The organism is Arsenicicoccus sp. oral taxon 190 (assembly GCF_001189535.1).
Lineage (GTDB): Bacteria > Actinomycetota > Actinomycetes > Actinomycetales > Dermatophilaceae > Arsenicicoccus.
In genome coordinates this window covers 2386504-2404005 of sequence record NZ_CP012070.1, presented here as the reverse complement: position 1 = coordinate 2404005, position 17502 = coordinate 2386504, and the positions used below count along the sequence as shown (strand labels likewise).

Below are 17502 nucleotides of genomic sequence, written 5' to 3'. Positions count from 1 at the left end.
GCGTCGATCCTGCCACGTCAGCCGAGGGCGCTGCGTGCGGCGTCCAGCAGCACCGCGGCGGGCACGCTACGGCCGGTCATGAGCTCGACCTGCCGGGCGGCCTGGTGCGCGAGCATGTCGAGGCCGGAGGCCACGGGGGACCCCGCGGCGGCGAAGGTACGGGCGAGCGCGGTCGGCCACCCTTCGTAGACCACCTCGAAGAGTGCGGGAAGCGGCCGCAGGTCGGCCAACGTCGCCGCGACAGGGTCCGCGGCCGTGCCGGGCAGGGTGTTGACGAGGAGGTCGTGCCGGGGCACGCGGGCGGCGACCTGGTCCAGGTCCGCCTCGGGAGCGACCAGCCCCAGGGAGCGGGCGTAGGCCAGCGTCTCCGGGCGCGTCCCCGAACGCGTCGCGAAGGTCACGAGCGTGGCCCCCATCTGGGCCACGGCGGCGATCACCGACCGTGCCGTCGCCCCCGAGCCGAGCAGCAGCACGCTCTCGACGTCCGTGATGCCCGCCGCCCGCAGGGCCTGCGAGATGCCGTGCACGTCGGTGTTGTAGGCGTCCCACCCGTCGTCCGGGCGTCGCACGAGGGTGTTGGCGCCGCCGACCTCCTGCGCCACCGCGTCGACGGTGGTGGCCAGCCGGGCGGCCTCCTCCTTGAGCGGCATCGTGAGCGACAGCCCCCGCCAGGTCTCGTCGAGGGAGGCCAGCAACGGTGCGAGCTCCGGCTCGCGGCACTCGCGGCGGTCGTAGCGCCAGTCGGTCAGGCCGAGGTGGGCGTAGGCCGCGCGGTGCATGGCCGGCGACAGCGAGTGCGCCACCGGCGAGCCGAGGACAGCCGCTCTCAGCACTGGCCCTTGTGGGCCTGGCACCATGCCTGGAATCGCAGCACCGCCTGGTCGTGCTGGGCCTTGGTCTCGCTGAACACCGTCTCGCCGGTCGCGGGGTCGATGGTGACGAAGTAGAGCCAGGGCCCGGGGGTGGGGTTGACGGCGGCCTTGATCGAGGCCTCGCCGGGGTTGCCGATCGGTCCGACGGGCAGCCCGTCGCGGGTGTAGGTGTTGTAGCCGTTGACCTGGGCGCGCTCGGCGTCGGTGGTGGTGATGACGCGCTTGCCGGTGGCGTAGGCGACGGTGGAGTCGAGCTGCAGCCGCATCGGCGCGGCGAGGCGGTTCTCCAGGACCCGCGCGACCTTGCCGCGGTCGGCGTCGAGGCGCGACTCCGACTCGACGATGCTGGCCACGATGATGGCGCGCTCGGCCTTGTCGTCGGAGACGCCCAGCTGGGTCAGCACGTCCTTGGTCTTGGCGACCATGGTGGCGAGCTGCTGCGTGGCGGTGCTCTTTGCCTTGAACTCGTAGGACGAGGGGAAGAGGTAGCCCTCGACGTTGCCCTTGGCGGAGGCCGGCAGGCCGAGCGCGGCGGCGTCCTTGGCGGCCTTCTGGTAGTCGGCGACCGGGAGCCCCGAGGCCTTGGACAGCAGAGCGTAGACCTCACTGGCGCGCATGCCCTCGGGCACCGTGACCCGCTTGACGACGCGGTTCTTGGGGTCGGCCAGGTAGGCGACGGCATCCTTGGCGGGGATGTGCTGGGCGATGGCGTAGTCCCCGGGCTGGATGGCCTGCGAGCGCGGGTCGTCCTTGGCGGCGGCCACGAAGGCCTTCACGGACTTGATGACGCCGGCCTGCTGCAGCATCTCGCCGATGGCGGTGCCGTTGGCCTTCTCCTGGACGGTGACGGTGACCTTCTTGCCGGTGGCGTCGGCGGCGGTGTAGTCCGCGCCGCTGCGGAAGCTCTCGACCATGGGCTTGAGGACGAGCCCGGCCGCCGCCAGCGCGGCTGCCAGCACAAGCAGGGCGACGAGCAGGAAGACCGGTCCGCGGCGCCGCCGGTGCGGTGGGCGGGAGGCGCCCCCACCCGTCGGGCGCCGGTGAGCGTCGTCGCCCCCCTGTCCCCCAAAGATCGAGTCGCTCAGGTGCTGGTCGCTCACGGGCTGCTGTCCTTCTGGTCGGGGGCCGCCGGTGCGGCGGGCTGGCCGGCCGGGCTGGTGCGGCCCCGGTGCCGCGGCTTGCGGCGCCTGGGGGCCTCGCCGGCGCCGGCCTGTCCCGTCTGGTCACCGGGCGCGTCGGGCGACGTGCCGGCTGGCCTCCCGGTGGCGCGTTCGTGGTCGAGCGCCACCTGGAGGATCAGCACCGCGGCGGCCTGGTCGATGACCTGACGCTGGGCCTTGGCCCGGCGCCCGCTGTCGCGGAGCTGTCGTGCGGCGTCCACGGTCGTGAGCCGTTCGTCGACGAGGCGGACCTCGGGTCGACGGCCCTGGCCGGAACGCACCGAGCCTAGGAGAGCCAGGGCGAACTCGCGCGCCCGACGCGCCGACTCGCCCTCCAGGCCCGCGAGGGTGCGTGGCAGCCCGACGTAGACGACGGACGCCTCGAGCTCGGCGGCGAGCCGCGCGACGGCGGCGACGTCGTCGTGACGGCCGGGCACGTGGGCCACGGTGGCCTCGGGCGTGGCGATCAGCCCGTCCGGGTCGCTGCGGGCCACGCCCACGCGCACGGTGCCCACGTCCACACCCAGCCGTATGCCGCGAGCCGCACCACCGTGGGCCGCACCACCGTGGGCCGGGGCGACGGTCTCGTCGTCCCGGCCCACGGGCGGCTCGTGCTGGTCCACCGGCGTCGGCTCAGCGCTGGGTGGCCCGGGCGCCGACGGTCCACTCCACCTGGGTGAGGGCCTCGTCGATCTTGCCCGCGTCCTGGCCGCCTCCCTGGGCGAGGTCGTCCTTGCCGCCGCCCCCGCCGCCGAGGGTCTGGGCGGCCACGCGGACCAGGTCGCCGGCCTTGATGCCCCACTCGCGGGCGCGCTCGTTGGTGGCGACGATGACCACCGGCCGGCCCTTGGCCTCGGTGGCCGCCGCGACGACGCCGGGCCGGTCCGCACCGAGGCGGCCCCGCAGGTCGAGCACGAGGGCGCGCAGGTCGTCGGCCCCCAGCCCGTCCGCGTGGTGACCGATGAAGCTGACGCCATACACGTCCTTGGCCTGGGAGGCGAGCTGCCCGGCCTTGGCCAGCGCCTGCTGCTGGCGCAGCTGCTGGATCTCCCGCTCGGCGTCCTTGAGCTTGCCGAGGATCGAGGAGACGCGCTCCGGGAGCTCCTCGCTGCGGACCTTGAGGTCACCGGTGAGCTGACCGACGATCGCGGCCTCGCGGGCGAGGAAGTCGTAGGCGTCCGAGCCGACGAGCGCCTCGACGCGGCGCACGCCGGAGCCGATGGAGGCCTCGCCCAGCAGCTTGACGACGCCGAGCTGGCCGGAGCGCTGGGCGTGGGTGCCGCCGCAGAGCTCGCGGGCCCACTCGCCGACGGAGATGACGCGGACCTCGTTGCCGTACTTCTCGCCGAAGAGCGCCATCGCGCCGGAGGCGACCGCCTCCTCCTGGGTCATCACGTCCGCGCGGACCTCGAGGTCCTCGAGCAGCATGGTGTTGACCTTGGACTCGACCTCCCCGAGGACGGAGACCGGCACGGCCGACGTCGCGTTGAAGTCGAACCGGAAACGGCCGGGGGCGTTCTCGGACCCCGCCTGGGTGGCGGTGTCACCGAGCGCCTCGCGGATCGCCTTGTGCACCATGTGGGTTGCCGTGTGGGCGCGACTGATCGCGCGGCGACGCTGCAGGTCCACGAGCGCGTGCGCGGCCAGGCCGGGCGCGACCTCCCCGGACACGACGGTGGCCTTGTGCACGATCAGCCCGCGGATCGGCGACTGGACGTCGCGGACCTCGATGACGGCGCCGTTGTCGAGCTCGATCCGCCCGCCGTCGGCGAGCTGGCCGCCGCCCTCGGCGTAGAACGGGGTGCGGTCCAGCACCAGCTCGACGTCCTGACCGGCCGCGGCGGCGGGCGCCACCTCCCCGTCGATGATCAGGCCGGAGACGCGCGCCTCGGAGCGGACCTCGTCGTAGCCCGTGAACTCCACGGCGTGGCCGATGGAGTCGGCGACCTCGCGGTAGGCGTGCGCGTCGCCGTGGCCCTGCTTCTTGGCCTTCGCGTCGGCCTTCGCCCGCGCCCGCTGCTCGCCCATGAGGCGGCGGAAGCCCTCCTCGTCGACGGACAGGCCCTGCTCGGCCGCCATCTCCAGGGTCAGGTCGATCGGGAAGCCGTAGGTGTCGTGCAGCTGGAAGGCCTTGTCGCCGCCCAGCACCCGCGCACCCGACGACTTCGCCTGGGAGACGGCGGAGTCCAGGATCGTGGTGCCGCTGGTGAGGGTGCGGCGGAAGGCCTCCTCCTCGGCGTACGCGATCTGGCTGATGCGCGAGAAGTCGCGCTTCAGCTCGGGATAGGACTTGCTCATCTGCTCCATCGACACCGGCAGCAGCTCCGGCAGGGCGGGCGTGGTCACGCCGAGCAGGCGCATCGAGCGCACCGCGCGGCGCAGCAGCCGGCGCAGGACGTAGCCACGGCCCTCGTTGCCGGGGGTGACGCCGTCGCCGATGAGCATCAGCGAGGAGCGGACGTGGTCGGCCACGACGCGGAAGCGCACGTCGTCGCCGGCGTCGGCGCCATACGTGCGGCCCGAGATCGCCTCGGCCCGCTCGATGACGGGATAGACCTCGTCGATCTCGTAGAGGTTGTCGACGCCCTGCAGCAGGAAGGCCACGCGCTCCAGACCCATGCCGGTGTCGATGTTCTTGGCCGGCAGCGGGCCGACGACGCGGAAGTCGTCCTTGGCCTTGACGTCGGTGATCTCCTCGGTCTGGAAGACGAGGTTCCAGATCTCCAGGAAGCGGTCCTCGTCGGCCTCGGGGCCGCCGTCGGCGCCGAACTCCGGGCCGCGGTCGATGTAGATCTCCGAGCAGGGGCCGCCCGGGCCCTCGACGCCCATGTGCCAGTAGTTGTCCTTGAGGCTGCGGCCCTGGATGCGCTCGGCCGGCACGCCGACGGAGATCCAGTGGTCGTAGGCCTCCTTGTCGCCCTCGGGGTAGTCCGGGTGGAAGCCGGGCCCGAGCACCGTGACCCACACCTTGTCCGGGTCGAAGCCGAGGAAGCCGTCCTCCTGGCGCCCGGTGACGAACTCCCAGGCGTACTTGATGGCCTTCTTCTTGAAGTAGTCCCCGAACGAGAAGTTGCCGTTCATCTGGAAGAACGTGCCGTGACGGGTGGTCTTGCCGACCTCCTCGATGTCACCGGTGCGCACGCACTTCTGCACGCTGGTGGCGCGCTTGTAGGGGGCGGTCTCCTGGCCCAGGAAGTAGGGCTTGAAGGGGACCATGCCGGCGTTGACGAAGAGCAGGTTGGGGTCGTCGTAGAGCAGCGGGGCGCTGGGGACGACGGTGTGTCCCCTGCTCTCGAAGAACGCGAGCCAGCGGCGGCGGATCTCCGCGGTTTCCATGAGTGTCAGTCCTTTTCACCAGGGGGCAGGCGCCGACATGGGTGCCGCGCACGTGCCCGGGAGGTCGTATGACGAGGGAGGGGCCACCCTGGTCGCGGGCAGCCGGGAGCGGGGGCGTCGGCCCCTAGATAGCTCGGGCTCGGCCCGCCACGCGCCCGGTCCAGCGCACTCGGGCGACGGGCGTGAGGGCGTGCCGCAGCGGCTGCGGACCGCTCGTGCTGCCGGGGGCCACCGGTCTCACCTCCGCTGGTCGGGACGTCGGCTCCCCACCCTACCGCGTCCGTGCACGGCGCCCCGAGCGCGCCGAGGCCCCCGCCACGGGAACGTGGCGGGGGACTCGGGACAGGCGGCGCAGCAGGCCCGGTCGACGCTGGTCTCGTGACCTGCGAGAGGGCGGCGGGCCTCGCTGTCAGCCCTTCTTCGTGCCCTTCTGCCAGCCGACGTTCTCCCAGTGCATGTTGAGGCTCTGGAAGAGCTGGGGGCCGATGTTGGAGATGCCCTTGCGGTAGGCCGTGATGACCGGGCCGCTGGCCACCGGCAGAGTGCCGTAGGTGGCGGTGAACCACTCCTTCTCGATCGCGTTGATCTCCTTGGCCTGCGCCTTCCCGTCCGTGATCTCGCCCAGCTTGGCGATCCGCTCGTCCAGCTCCTTGGTGCCCGCGAAGGACAGGTTGTTGGGGTTGGTCGAGCACATGAGCTGGCACACCGAGGTGACGGGCGTGTTGCTGTCGGGGGTGTAGGCCATGAGCACGATGCCGAAGTCCTTCTTCTGCATGGCCTCGGAGAACGCGGCCGAGGGCCGGATGTCGAGCTGCACGTCGATGCCCGCGTCCTTGCCCTGCTTCTTGGCCAGCTGCCCGAGCGCCGTCGTGACCGGGTCGTCGCCGAAGGACGTGTACTTCACCGACAGCTTCTGGCCACCCTTGGCGAAGAATCCGTCGGCGCCCTTGGTGTAGCCGGCGCCCTCCAGGGTCTTCTGGGCCTCGGCCGGCGACGCCTTGACCGGGAAGTTGTCCTGGTACTCCGGCTGGAAGGCGAAGTACATGTTGGAGCCGAGGTCCTTCTCGCTCCAGTTGAGCCCGTCGTACCGGATCTTCTTCCACTCGGTCCGGTCGAAGGCCTGCCACAGCGCCTTGCGGACGTTGACGTCAGCCAGGCCCTGCGACTTGGAGTTGAAGTTGTACACGACGTCCGCCAGCCGCTGGCCGCGGCGGATGTCGAGCCCGTTCGCGCCCTGGATCTGCTGGTAGCGCGACTTGTTGGCGACCCCCACCGCGTCGAGCTCGTTGTTCTTGAAGGCCGGGATCTCGGCCGAGTCCTCCATCTGGCGATAGATGATCTTGTCGAGCATCGGCTTCTCGCCCCACCACTTCGGGTTGGGCACCAGGGTGACCGTCTTGTTGGTCGCGTCCACCTTGTCGATGACGAAGGCGTTGGCACGCCACTCGTTGTGCACCTGGTCGTTGGTGAAACCCTCGTTGAAGACCTTCGGGTCGTTGCCGACCTTGGGGTGCACGAGCGACTTGAAGACCTCGGCGACCGGGTAGAAGCGCTTCTTGAAGGTGACGACCACCTGGTTGTCGCCCGAGCCCTTGACGACCTTCTCGATGTCCTCGTAGCCCGCGTTGGTGATGTTGTTGTAGCCCTCCTTGTCCATCGGCGCGCGCTGGGACTTCCACGTGGCCTCGAAGGCGCTGGCGTCGATCTTGGAGCCGTCGTTCCAGGTCGCCTTGGGGTTGAGGGTGTAGGTGACGGTCTCCTTCCCACCGTCCTCCTTGACCTCGGGCATCTTCTCCAGGAAGTCAGGGTTGTTGCTGACCGTGCCGTCGGGCGCGTAGTTGAAGAGCATCGGGTCGGTCGCCTGCAGCATCGAGCTGATCTCGCTGAGGTTGCCGTCGCCGTTCTTGGTGTTCCAGTTGACCGGCATCTGCGCGATCGAGAGGGTCAGCGTGCCACCTTGATCCAGGTTGCCACGGTCCTGCTTGTTGACGTTGACGAGCTTGGACGCCTCCGAGGAGTCCTGCTTCTCGACCGTGGACGAGGAGCTCGTCGTCTTGCTCGCGGAGCAGCCCCCGACAGCGATCGTGGCGGTGAGCGCGACGGCCAGTGCGCCGTAGATCTTGCGAGTCTTCATGGGATGGGTTTCCTTTCAGGATGAGAGCCGGTCGATGGCGCCGGCAGCCTCCGCAGCGGACGCACCGGAGTGCGTGGTGGCGAGCTCCTCCTCGGGGAAGAAGCAGGCCTGTTGGTGATCGGCCGACCCCACGGGGATCAGGGGCGGCTCCTCGGTGCGGCATCGTTGCCGCTTGTCTTCCGGCAGCAGCGCAAAGACCGGGCAACGGGTGGCGAAGTCGCACCCTTCGGGCCGATCGAGCGGGCTGGGGAGGTCGCCCGTGAGCAGGATCCGCTCACGGGAGCGTTCGACGTCGGGGTCCGGGATGGGGATTGCGGACAACAACGCGCGTGTGTACGGGTGGGTGGGACGGTCGAAGACCTCGTCCACGTCCCCGATCTCCACGATCTTGCCGAGGTACATGACGGCCACGCGGTCACCGATGTGGCGTACCACCGACAGGTCGTGGGCGACGAAGAGGTAGGAGATCCCCAGGTCGGCCTTGAGCGTGTCCAGCAGGTTGATGACACCGGCCTGGATCGATACGTCCAGGGCCGACACGGGCTCGTCCAGGATCAGCACCTTGGGGTTGAGTGCCAGGGCGCGGGCGATGCCGATCCGCTGACGCTGCCCACCGGAGAACTGCCCTGGGAAGCGGTTGATGTGGTCGGGCATGAGGCCGACCGTGCGCATCAGCTCGCGCACCCTTCCCTTCACGTCCTCGTCCTTCATCCCATGCGTCTGCAACGGCTCGGCGATCACCTCGAAGACCGTGAAGCGGGGGTCGAGAGCCCCCATGGGGTCCTGGAAGACCAGCTGTATGTCGCGGCGCAGCGCCTTGACGTCGGCGCGCCGGGCGCCGTCCTGTGCAGACCGACCGAAGACCTCGACGCGACCCTCCGCCCTGGGAGACATCTCCATGATCTCGAGGAGGGTGGTCGTCTTGCCGCACCCGGACTCGCCCACGACGGCGAGGCACTCGCCCTCGCGGACGTCGAAGGACAACCCGTCGACCGCCTTGACCGTGCCGACCCGACGCTTGAACAGCGAGCCCTTCATCAGCGGGAAGTGCTTCTTGAGGTCGGTCACCTTCAGGACCGTCCGACGCTCGCCGCGGGGGGTCCGGTCCAGCGACGACTGGGGCAGCGGCGGGACGGGGTAGATGTCGGTGACGTCGGTCCCCTCGCCGAAGCGATGCTTCTTGACGCACGCCGCGAGGTGACCGGGCGCGACCGCCTCGAGGGGCGGTTCCCCGCGCCGGCACTCGTCGCTCGCGATGGGGCAGCGGGTGGCGAAGGTGCAGCCGGTCGGTTCGTGCAACAGGTTGGGCGGGGTGCCTTCGATGGGGACGAGGGCAGTCTTGACCTTCCGGTTGATGCGCGGGATCGAACCCAGCAGTCCCACGGTGTAGGGCATCCGGGGCCGGTGGTACACCTCGGCCACGGGTCCCAGCTCCACGGGTCGGCCGGCATACATCACCATGACCTCGTCGGCCAGACCCGCCACGACACCCAGGTCGTGGGTGATCATGATGACGGCGGCGCCGGTCTCCTGCTGGGCCACCTTGAGCACGTCGAGGATCTGAGCCTGGATCGTCACGTCGAGGGCTGTGGTGGGCTCGTCGGCGATGATCACGCGAGGGTTGTTGGCGATGGCGATCGCGATGACCACCCGCTGGCGCATGCCGCCGGAGAACTCGTGGGGATAGGAGTCCACCCGTGTCCCCGGGCTGGGGATGCCCACGAGCTCCAGGAGGTGGATCGCCCGCTCCCGCGCGGCCTTCGCGCCGATCTCGCCGTGGGCCTGCAGGGCCTCGATGATCTGGTCGCCGACCGTGAAGACGGGGGTCAGCGAGGACAGCGGGTCCTGGAAGATCATCGCGATGTCCGAGCCGCGGTGGCGGCTCATCTCCTTGTCCGACAGCCCCAGCAGCTCTTTGCCGTTGTAGCTGATGGACCCGTCGACGCGGGCAGAGTCGGGCAGCAGGCCCATGACGGCGAGCGACGTCACGGACTTGCCGGAGCCGGACTCCCCCACGATGGCCAGGACCTTGCCGGGGTAGAGGTCCAGGTCGACCCCGCGCACGGCATGGACCGACCCCGCCTCGGACGGGAAACGAACGTGCAGGTCTCGGACGGAGAGGACGGGGGCCTGGTCACCACGCAGGTGCTGACTGGTTGCGGGGCTCATGCCGTGCCACCTGACTTCGAGTTGGGGTCGAGTGCGTCCCGCATGCCGTCGCCCACCAGGGCGAGCGCGACCGTGATCCACTGCAGCGCCAGGGTGGGCGCCCAGAACATCCACGGGTAGCCGGACAGCTGGCTCGACGACTGGCCGATGAGCATGCCGAGGGACACGTCCGGGGGACGGACGCCGACGCCGAGGAAGGACAGCGCGGTCTCGAGGATGATCGCTCCGAAGGTTCCGAGGACGATCTGCAGGATCAGGTAGGAGCCGATGTTGGGGATGATGTGTCGACGGATGATCTGCAGGTCGGAGACCCCCATGTAGCGCGCGGCCTGGACGAACTCCCGCTCTCGCAACGACTGGGTGGTCGCGCGGATCACGCGGGCCATCCCCATCCAGCCGAGCAGGGTCAGCAGCACCGCGAGGACGAGCGCGTTGCCCCCGAACTGCCCCATGAAGACTGCGATGAGCAAGAAGGTCGGCATGAGCAGGAGCATGTCCAGCAGCCACATGCCCGCCTTCTCGCGCCTGCCGCCCCAGAAAGCGATGGCGGTGCCGTAGATAGCAGCGATGATCGGGGCGACGACGCCCACGACGGCCGCGATCATGAGCGACTTGCCGGTCCCGCGCACGATCATGGCGTAGAGGTCGACCCCGCCGACGTTGGTCCCGAACCAGTGGTCCGGTGACGGGGGCATACCGATGTTGAGCAGGTCCTGGTCGTCGTACTGCCACTTGTTGGGCAGGTTGCCGAGCACCGAGAAGAGCAGCGCGACCAGCAGCATCACGAGCCCGATCACGGCGCCCTTGTTGCGCAGCAGCCTCCTGAGGATCAGGGACGCCTTGCCTGTGATGGCAACGTCACCCTCGGTGGCGGCCGCGTCCAGGACCGCGCCGGGTCCAGGGCCTACCGGGTTGGAGCCGGCGTTCGCCAGCGTGCCGGCATGAGCCGCGAGGACGTCCTCCTTGCCCGTCGGGTCGGTCACGGAGACGGTGGGGTCGGATGCCAGCCGACCGGGGGTGGTGTCGACGCGGTCTCGGCCGCGGGGCTGGTCGGTCATGTCAGCTCACCCTCACTCGCGGGTCCACGACCGCCACGGAGATGTCCGCGATGATGGCGCCGATTGCGAAGAGCAGGCCCCCGAAAGCCATGCTGGCCACCGTGACGTTGACGTCCTGGGTCCGCGTGATCGCGTCCAGCGTGTAGCGGCCGAGCCCCTGCCAGGCGAAAACGGTCTCGATGATGAAGGTGCCGGCGAAGATGCTGGGCACGGCGAAGGCGATGGTCTGCGCCACGGGGATGAAGGAGGTGCGCAGGGCGTGCTTGCGCACTGCCTGGGCCTTGGTCAGGCCCTTGGCGCGGGCGGTGCGCACGTAGTCCGCGCCGATGTTGTCGAGCAGCAGGGACCGCTGCAGCAGCTGGTAACCGACATACCCGAGGATGGTCAACGCCAGCGTGGGCAGGACGAGGTGCTGCACCTGGTCCACCACTCCTGCCCAGAACCCGTCGGTCCCTTCGGCGCTGGAGATCCCACTGACGTAGAAGATGCGCTGGCCGCTCGTCTCGTTGACCTTGATGCCGCCCATCTGAACGACCAGGTACAGCACCGGCGCCGGGATGGTCTGGATGAAGTAGGAAAGATAGGTGACCGCCTTGTCGCCGACGCGGTACTGCCGTGACGCGGTGTAGATCCCCAGCGCGATCCCGATCACGATCGACAGCACCATGGACAGGAACACCAGGCGGCCGGACACCAGGGCTCGGGTCACGAACTCCTCGCTGAGCCGTTGCCCGTTGGGACTGCGCCCCCAGTCCCAGTGCAGGACGACCCCCTGAAGCCATTGCCAGTAGCGCTCGACCGCGCTGAGCTGGGGGTCGAGGTCGTAGCTGGCGAGGCGGGTGCGCACGGACTCCGGCGTGGGTCTCGGCGTCGCCAGCAGCATCGGGACGTCGGGCTTGAGGAAGCTCACGGCCGCGAAGTAGGCGATCGTGGTCGTCACGAAGATCATGACCAGATAGTTGGCGAGGCGCCGCAGGACGTAGATCAGCATGTCCGCGCCCCCGTCTCGACCAGGACGTCAGAGATCGGGTGAGCAGGCCCGTCTCCGAAGAATATGGATGGCATGTGGTTGTCCTTCGGTGTCACCGTCGACCCTGGGAGTGGACCAACGGCGGATCGCCACCATGGTGGCATTCCGTGCCGACCCTCATCAGCCGGCTCCTCGCAGCCTATGCACGAGCCCACTCCGTTGTTTTGGGCGGCCACGGGTTTTGGCACGCGGGTGACCGATCGTGATGCGCCCGAGACCTCGCGTGACCCGATCGTGACGGTGTCCGGTCCGGGCTGGGGTTGTGCTGACCGCCCGGACGCGCTAACCGGCTCGGCGCCGGGTCACCGGTCGTGCAGGACCCGCCGGAGCCACTCCCACCGCTGCGCCAGGCGCTCCTCGAAGCCCCGCCGTGTCGGGCGGTAGTAGTCGGCGGCGCCGTCGAGGTCGCTCGGGAGGTACTGCTGGGCGGCGACCCCGTCGGCCAGGGCGTGCGGGTAGACATAGCCGGCGCCGTGACCGAGCTTGGCCGCGCCGGCGTAGCCCGAGCCGCGCAGGTGCGGTGGCACGGCTCCGCCCCGACCCGAGCGCACGTCGGCGATGGCCTCGTTGATGCCGGTGTAGGCCGCGTTGGACTTGGGGGCAAGCGCGTTGTGGACCACGGCCTGCGCCAGGATGATCCGCGCCTCGGGCATGCCGATCTGGGCGACGGCGTGCATCGCTGCCACGGCGGTCTGCAGGGCGGTGGGGTCCGCCATACCGACGTCCTCGGAGGCGGCGATGACCACGCGGCGAGCGATGAACCTGGGGTCCTCCCCCGCCTCGAGCATCCGCGCCAGGTAGTGCAGCGCCGCGTCGACGTCCGAGCCGCGCATCGACTTGATCAGGGCGGACGCCACGTCGTAGTGCTGGTCGCCGGTCTTGTCGTAGCGGACGACGGCCTTCTCCACGGCCTGCTCCACGTGGGCGCTCGTGATCGCCACGGGTGCGTCGTGGGCCGCGCCGGCGGGCTCGTCGCCGAGCGCCACCCCCGCGGCCCCCTCCAGCGCGGTCAGCGCGCGCCGCGCGTCTCCCCCGCTGATCCGTATGACGTGCTCCCGGGCCGGCGCCTCGAGGGCGAAGGCGCCACCCAGCCCCCGCTCGTCGGCGATCGCCTGGTCGAGCACCTGACCGACCTCGACGTCCGTCAGGGACTCGAGGGTGACCAGGACCGAGCGCGACAGCAGCGGCGCGATGATGGAGAACGACGGGTTCTCGGTTGTGGCGGCGACGAGCACGACGAGGCGGTTCTCGACCGCGGGGAGCAGCGCGTCCTGCTGGGCCTTGGTGAAGCGGTGGATCTCGTCGAGGAAGAGCACGGTGGTGCGGTCGTAGAGGTCGCGCTCGCGCACCGCCTCGTCCACGACCCGCCGCACGTCCTTGACCCCCGCGGTGATCGCCGACAGCTCGACGAACCGCCGCCCCGCCGCGGTCGCGACCAGGTGGGCCAGCGTCGTCTTGCCGGTGCCGGGAGGCCCCCACAGGATGGCGGACAGCGGCCCGACGGCGCCCTGGTGCCCCTCGATGAGGCGACGCAGCGGGCTGCCCGGGCGCAGCGCCGCCGTCTGGCCCCGCACCTCGTCCAGGGAGCGCGGGCGCATCCGGACCGCGAGCGGCGGCAGCCCCGCCCCGCCGGAGGGAGCGCCGTCGCTGAAGAGGTCGGGAGCGTCCACGGCGCACATCCTCGCAGACGGCACCGGAGCCTCGACCCGGTTGGCCCCCATCTGGTCACGAATCGGTATCGACGGCCACCCGGGGTCTCGACCTGGGGATTGCCGGACCTAGAGTGTGGCCACGGTTCCGGCTCGCCGGCGGTCGCAAGGACGCGGACGTCTCGACTGGGATCGACCCTGACCGCCATCCGTCAGGGTGACACCACGGTCCGTCCCATCAGCGGGCCCCTCGAGGAGGTCAAACACATGCGAGCCACCACTCGCCTCACCCTCACCGCGACCCTGTCCGCGACGGCCGTGCTGCTCACGGCGTGCGGCGGCGGCTCGACGGACAACGGCAGCTCGGGAAACGGCAGCGCCGCCGGCAAGTCCGGCGGTCAGATCTCGGTCCGCGGGTGCAACCCCGAGAACCCCCTGATCCCCGGCGCCACCACCGAGACCTGTGGCGGCGACGTCCTGGACACCGTCACGGCCCGCCTGGTGCACTACAACGTCGACACGGCCAAGCCGGAGAACGACATCGCCGAGTCGATCGAGACGACCGACAACCAGAACTTCACGGTCAAGCTGAAGAAGGGCTACAAGTTCTCCGACGGCACCGAGGTCAAGGCCAAGAACTTCGTCGACGCGTGGAACTACACCGCCCTGTCGACCAACGCCCAGGGCGCGTCCTACTTCATGGAGCCCATCGAGGGCTTCGCCGACCTGCAGGCCGAGAAGGACCAGCAGCCGAAGGCCAAGACGATGTCCGGTCTGAAGGTCGTCGACGACTACACCTTCACCATCAAGACCACGGACAAGGTCTCCAACCTGCCCGAGCGTCTCGGCTACACGGCCTTCGCGCCGCTGCCCGACGTGTTCATGAAGGACCCGAAGGCCTTCGGCGACAAGCCCGTCGGCGCCGGCCCCTACATGGTCGACTCCTGGACCAAGAACCAGTCGATCGTCGTCAAGAAGAACCCGAACTACTCGGGCAACAACAAGGGCGCCCTGGACCAGATCACCTTCAAGATCTACCAGGACTCCCAGGCCGCCTACAACGACGTCATGGCCGGCAACCTGGACGTGACCGACGAGGTCCCGAGCTCGGCGATCAACAGCGACAAGTACAAGTCGGACCTGCCGGACCGCAACGCCCAGAAGGAGTACGGCGGCATCGCCACGATGACCTTCGCCTCCGCCAAGGCCGACCCGTCGGTGCAGAACCCCAAGCTGCGCCAGGCGATCTCGATGGCCGTCGACCGGGACGCCATCATCAAGTCGCAGTTCAACGGCACCCGCACCCCGGCGACCGGCTGGGTCGCGACGACGGTCAACGGCTACAAGGCCGACGCCTGCGGTGAGTACTGCAAGTTCGACGCCGCCAAGGCCAAGGCCAAGCTGCAGGAGGCCGGCGGCTTCACCGGCAAGCTGACGCTCTCCTACAACGCGGACGCCTCCCACAAGGACTGGACCGAGGCCACCTGCCAGTCGATCAAGGAGGCGCTGTCCATCGACTGCGTCGCCACCCCGGTCGTGGACTTCAAGACCTTCCGCACGCAGGTCAAGAAGCGCGAGATGAAGGGTCTGTTCCGCACCGGCTGGCAGATGGACTACCCGTCGATCGAGAACTTCCTCACCCCGATCTTCGCGACCGGCGCGTCGTCCAACGACGGTGACTACTCCAACAAGGCCTTCGACGCCAAGCTGAAGGAGGCCGCGGCGGCGACCGACTCCGCCAAGGCCAACGAGCTGTACCAGGAGGCCGAGAAGATGCTGGCCACCGACATGCCGTCGATCCCGCTGTGGTACCCCAAGGCCACCATCGGCTGGTCCGACAAGGTCACCAACGTCAAGATCTCCGCGTTCGGCAAGCCGGACTACGCGGGCATCAAGATGAAGTGACCCAGCGGTCGTCCGCTGGCAGGTAACACCTGATCCGTGGGTGCCCGGCACGCCTGCCGGGCACCCACGGCTGTCACGGCCGGCTCCACCGGCGAACCCGGTGGTCGGGCTCGCGGGTGGCAACGGCTACCCTGGACCCGCTCGTAACACCCATCGGCCCCGAACGGGGTCTTGACCCAGCCATCACGTGAGCAACGGCGCCCCGTGACTCGTCCCCCGACGGCCACCCCCTCGTCGGCGACGGCGTCCGAGCTCATCCTCGGAGCACCACTCCGAGACGTCTGCGGCTCAGCCGCAGGCACGACCACCTGAGGAGGTGTCGTGACCAAGTACGTCATCCGCCGGATCCTGCAGATGATTCCGGTGCTCATCGGCGCCACGTTCTTGATCTTCGCGATGGTGTTCGCCCTGCCGGGCGACCCCACCGAGGGCAAGTGCGGTGAGCGCCCCTGCTCCGCGGCCTACGTCGAGAAGTTCCGCGCCGAGCACAACCTCAACGACCCGCTGGTCGTCCAGTACGGCAAGTACATGGGCAAGCTGGCCAAGGGCGACCTCGGCAAGAACTTCTACGACATGCCCGTGGCGCAGGACCTGTCCTCCCGCTACCTGGTGACGACCAAGCTCGCGGCGATCGCCATCCTCTTCGAGATCGTGATCGGTCTGGTCGCCGGTGTGCTCGCCGGCATCCGCAAGGGGAAGTTCATCGACAACCTCGTCATGGTCTCGACCCTCGTGGCGATCTCGATCCCGTCCTTCGTCATCGGCTCGACCCTGCAGTACCTCCTGGGCGTGCGGTTCCGGTGGTTCCCCGTGACCGCGGCCAACAACCCGACCCTCTACGACCTGATCCTGCCCGGCTTCGTGCTCGGGTCGTTGTCGATCGCGTACGTCGCCCGCCTGATGCGCACCAACCTGGTGGAGAACCTCCGCGCCGACTACGTCCGGACCGCGATCTCCAAGGGTCTGACCCGCCAGCGGGCCATCGGCCTGCACGCGATGCGCAACTCGCTCATCCCGGTGATCACCTTCCTGGGGGCCGACTTCGGTGGCCTCCTCGGCGGCGCCATCATCACCGAGCGCATCTTCAACATCCGCGGGGTCGGCGGCTACATCTTCACCGGCATCCACAACCGCGATGGCATCGCGGTCGTGTCGGCCGTGACGATGCTGGTGCTGGTCTTCCTCGTCGTCAACCTGCTCATCGACCTGCTCTACGGCCTGCTCGACCCGAGGATCAGCCATGACTGACGCCACCACCGCCACCGTCGCGGTCTCCGAGACCGCCCCCGGACCCCAGCACGGCTCCGGCGACAACGAGGTGCGTTCGCTGTGGTCGGACGCCTGGCGCCAGCTGCGCAAGAACCCGCTCTTCTGGATCTCCGCCGTCCTGATCGTGCTCTTCGTGCTGATGGCCGTGCTGCCCCAGCTCTTCACCCGGATCGACCCCAACAGCGGCTCGCTGCGGCACGTCCGTGAGTCCTGGAGCGGCGACCACTGGTTCGGCACCGACAAGCAGGGGCGGGACATCTACGCCCGCACCGTCTACGGCGCCCGCGCCTCCATCATCGTGGGTCTGCTCACCACGGTCTGCACCACCCTGGTCGGCGGCACCCTGGGCATCCTCGCCGGCTACCTCGGCGGCTGGCTCGACGCCCTGCTCATGCGCGTGACCGACATCTTCTTCGCCATCCCGATGCTGCTCGGCGGCATCCTCTTCATGGCGTCCTTCCCGTCGGACGCCAACACGGGCTACTGGTCCGTGGTGGGCAAGGTCGTCCTTGTCATGACGGTCTTCGGCTGGCCGGGCATCGCCCGGCTGATGCGCTCCTCGGTGCTGCAGGTCAAGTCGCTGGAGTACGTCCAGGCCGCTCGCGCCCTGGGCGCCCGGCCGGGCCGGATCATCCTCGGCCACATCCTGCCCAACGCCGTGGCCCCGGTGATCGTCGTCGCGACCATCAACCTGGGTGCGTACATCGCCACGGAGGCCGCCCTGTCCTTCCTCGGCATCGGGCTCGTGCCGCCGACGATCTCGTGGGGTGTCGCGATCTCCGACGCGCTCGACACCGTGCGCACGTCGCCGCACATCCTGCTCTTCCCCAGCCTGTTCCTGAGCCTCGCGGTCCTGGCCTTCATCCTGCTGGGTGACGCCGTCCGTGACGCCCTGGACCCCAAGACGCGATGAGGGGCTG

12 protein-coding genes are annotated in these 17502 nt (G+C 69.5%); 3 read left to right on the top strand and 9 right to left on the bottom strand.

Features of this window, described 5'->3' with window-relative positions; genetic code table 11:
- Positions 1-17: 17 nt before the first annotated feature.
- The 9 genes from ADJ73_RS11105 to ADJ73_RS11065 all read right to left on the bottom strand — a co-directional run bounded on the left by ADJ73_RS11105 (position 18) and on the right by ADJ73_RS11065 (position 13438).
- The gene (locus tag ADJ73_RS11105) at positions 18-833 is read right to left on the bottom strand and encodes a shikimate dehydrogenase (protein WP_253272554.1); all 816 of its coding nucleotides are present in this window, start codon (positions 831-833) and stop codon (positions 18-20) included.
- A complete protein-coding gene (mltG, locus tag ADJ73_RS11100; RefSeq protein WP_050348312.1) occupies positions 827-1972 on the bottom strand; it encodes an endolytic transglycosylase MltG in 1146 nt (381 codons plus the stop codon). Before mltG ends, ADJ73_RS11105 begins: the two co-directional genes overlap by 7 nt.
- Positions 1969-2655 carry a Holliday junction resolvase RuvX gene (ruvX, locus tag ADJ73_RS11095; protein ID WP_253272553.1) on the bottom strand — a complete coding sequence of 229 codons (687 nt, stop codon included), beginning with the start codon at positions 2653-2655 and terminating at the stop codon, positions 1969-1971. The genes mltG and ruvX overlap by 4 nt, the downstream gene beginning before the upstream one ends.
- A gap of 10 nt (positions 2656-2665) precedes the next feature.
- A complete protein-coding gene (alaS, locus tag ADJ73_RS11090) occupies positions 2666-5368 on the bottom strand; it encodes an alanine--tRNA ligase (RefSeq protein WP_050348311.1) in 2703 nt (900 codons plus the stop codon).
- A 409-nt stretch (positions 5369-5777) separates the two neighbouring features.
- The gene (locus tag ADJ73_RS11085) at positions 5778-7502 is read right to left on the bottom strand and encodes an ABC transporter family substrate-binding protein (protein WP_050348310.1); all 1725 of its coding nucleotides are present in this window, start codon (positions 7500-7502) and stop codon (positions 5778-5780) included.
- A gap of 15 nt (positions 7503-7517) precedes the next feature.
- Positions 7518-9671, bottom strand: a complete 2154-nt coding sequence (locus tag ADJ73_RS11080) for an ABC transporter ATP-binding protein (protein WP_050348309.1) — start codon at positions 9669-9671, stop codon at positions 7518-7520.
- A complete protein-coding gene (locus ADJ73_RS11075; RefSeq protein WP_082176937.1) occupies positions 9668-10729 on the bottom strand; it encodes an ABC transporter permease in 1062 nt (353 codons plus the stop codon). The genes ADJ73_RS11080 and ADJ73_RS11075 overlap by 4 nt, the downstream gene beginning before the upstream one ends.
- A 1-nt stretch (position 10730) precedes the next feature.
- Positions 10731-11720, bottom strand: a complete 990-nt coding sequence (locus tag ADJ73_RS11070) for an ABC transporter permease (RefSeq protein WP_050348308.1) — start codon at positions 11718-11720, stop codon at positions 10731-10733.
- 341 nt (positions 11721-12061) lie between these two features.
- Positions 12062-13438, bottom strand: coding sequence for a replication-associated recombination protein A (locus ADJ73_RS11065; RefSeq protein ID WP_050349404.1), 1377 nt, complete (start codon positions 13436-13438; stop codon positions 12062-12064).
- 237 nt (positions 13439-13675) lie between these two features.
- Here ADJ73_RS11065 and ADJ73_RS11060 point away from each other — a divergent pair, with 237 nt between their 5' ends.
- The 3 genes from ADJ73_RS11060 to ADJ73_RS11050 all read left to right on the top strand — a co-directional run bounded on the left by ADJ73_RS11060 (position 13676) and on the right by ADJ73_RS11050 (position 17495).
- Positions 13676-15313, top strand: coding sequence for a peptide ABC transporter substrate-binding protein (locus ADJ73_RS11060; protein WP_050348307.1), 1638 nt, complete (start codon positions 13676-13678; stop codon positions 15311-15313).
- Positions 15314-15634: 321 nt separating this feature from the next.
- Positions 15635-16561: an ABC transporter permease gene (locus ADJ73_RS11055; protein WP_050348306.1), complete on the top strand. Its 927-nt coding sequence runs from the start codon at positions 15635-15637 to the stop codon at positions 16559-16561.
- Complete coding sequence (locus tag ADJ73_RS11050) at positions 16554-17495, top strand: ABC transporter permease (RefSeq protein ID WP_050348305.1); 942 nt, start codon at positions 16554-16556, stop codon at positions 17493-17495. The genes ADJ73_RS11055 and ADJ73_RS11050 overlap by 8 nt, the downstream gene beginning before the upstream one ends.
- Positions 17496-17502 lie beyond the last annotated feature (7 nt).

What these genes read in the sequence shown, in the direction of transcription:
- ADJ73_RS11085 (WP_050348310.1), bottom strand. Translation starts at nt 7,502, where the DNA reads ATGAAGACTCGCAAGATCTACGGCGCACTGGCCGTCGCGCTCACCGCC.
- ADJ73_RS11060 (WP_050348307.1), top strand. Translation starts at nt 13,676, where the DNA reads ATGCGAGCCACCACTCGCCTCACCCTCACCGCGACCCTGTCCGCGACG.
- ADJ73_RS11050 (WP_050348305.1), top strand. Translation starts at nt 16,554, where the DNA reads ATGACTGACGCCACCACCGCCACCGTCGCGGTCTCCGAGACCGCCCCC.
- ADJ73_RS11065 (WP_050349404.1), bottom strand. Translation starts at nt 13,438, where the DNA reads ATGTGCGCCGTGGACGCTCCCGACCTCTTCAGCGACGGCGCTCCCTCC.
- alaS (WP_050348311.1), bottom strand. Translation starts at nt 5,368, where the DNA reads ATGGAAACCGCGGAGATCCGCCGCCGCTGGCTCGCGTTCTTCGAGAGC.
- ADJ73_RS11080 (WP_050348309.1), bottom strand. Translation starts at nt 9,671, where the DNA reads ATGAGCCCCGCAACCAGTCAGCACCTGCGTGGTGACCAGGCCCCCGTC.
- ADJ73_RS11070 (WP_050348308.1), bottom strand. Translation starts at nt 11,720, where the DNA reads ATGCTGATCTACGTCCTGCGGCGCCTCGCCAACTATCTGGTCATGATC.
- ADJ73_RS11075 (WP_082176937.1), bottom strand. Translation starts at nt 10,729, where the DNA reads ATGACCGACCAGCCCCGCGGCCGAGACCGCGTCGACACCACCCCCGGT.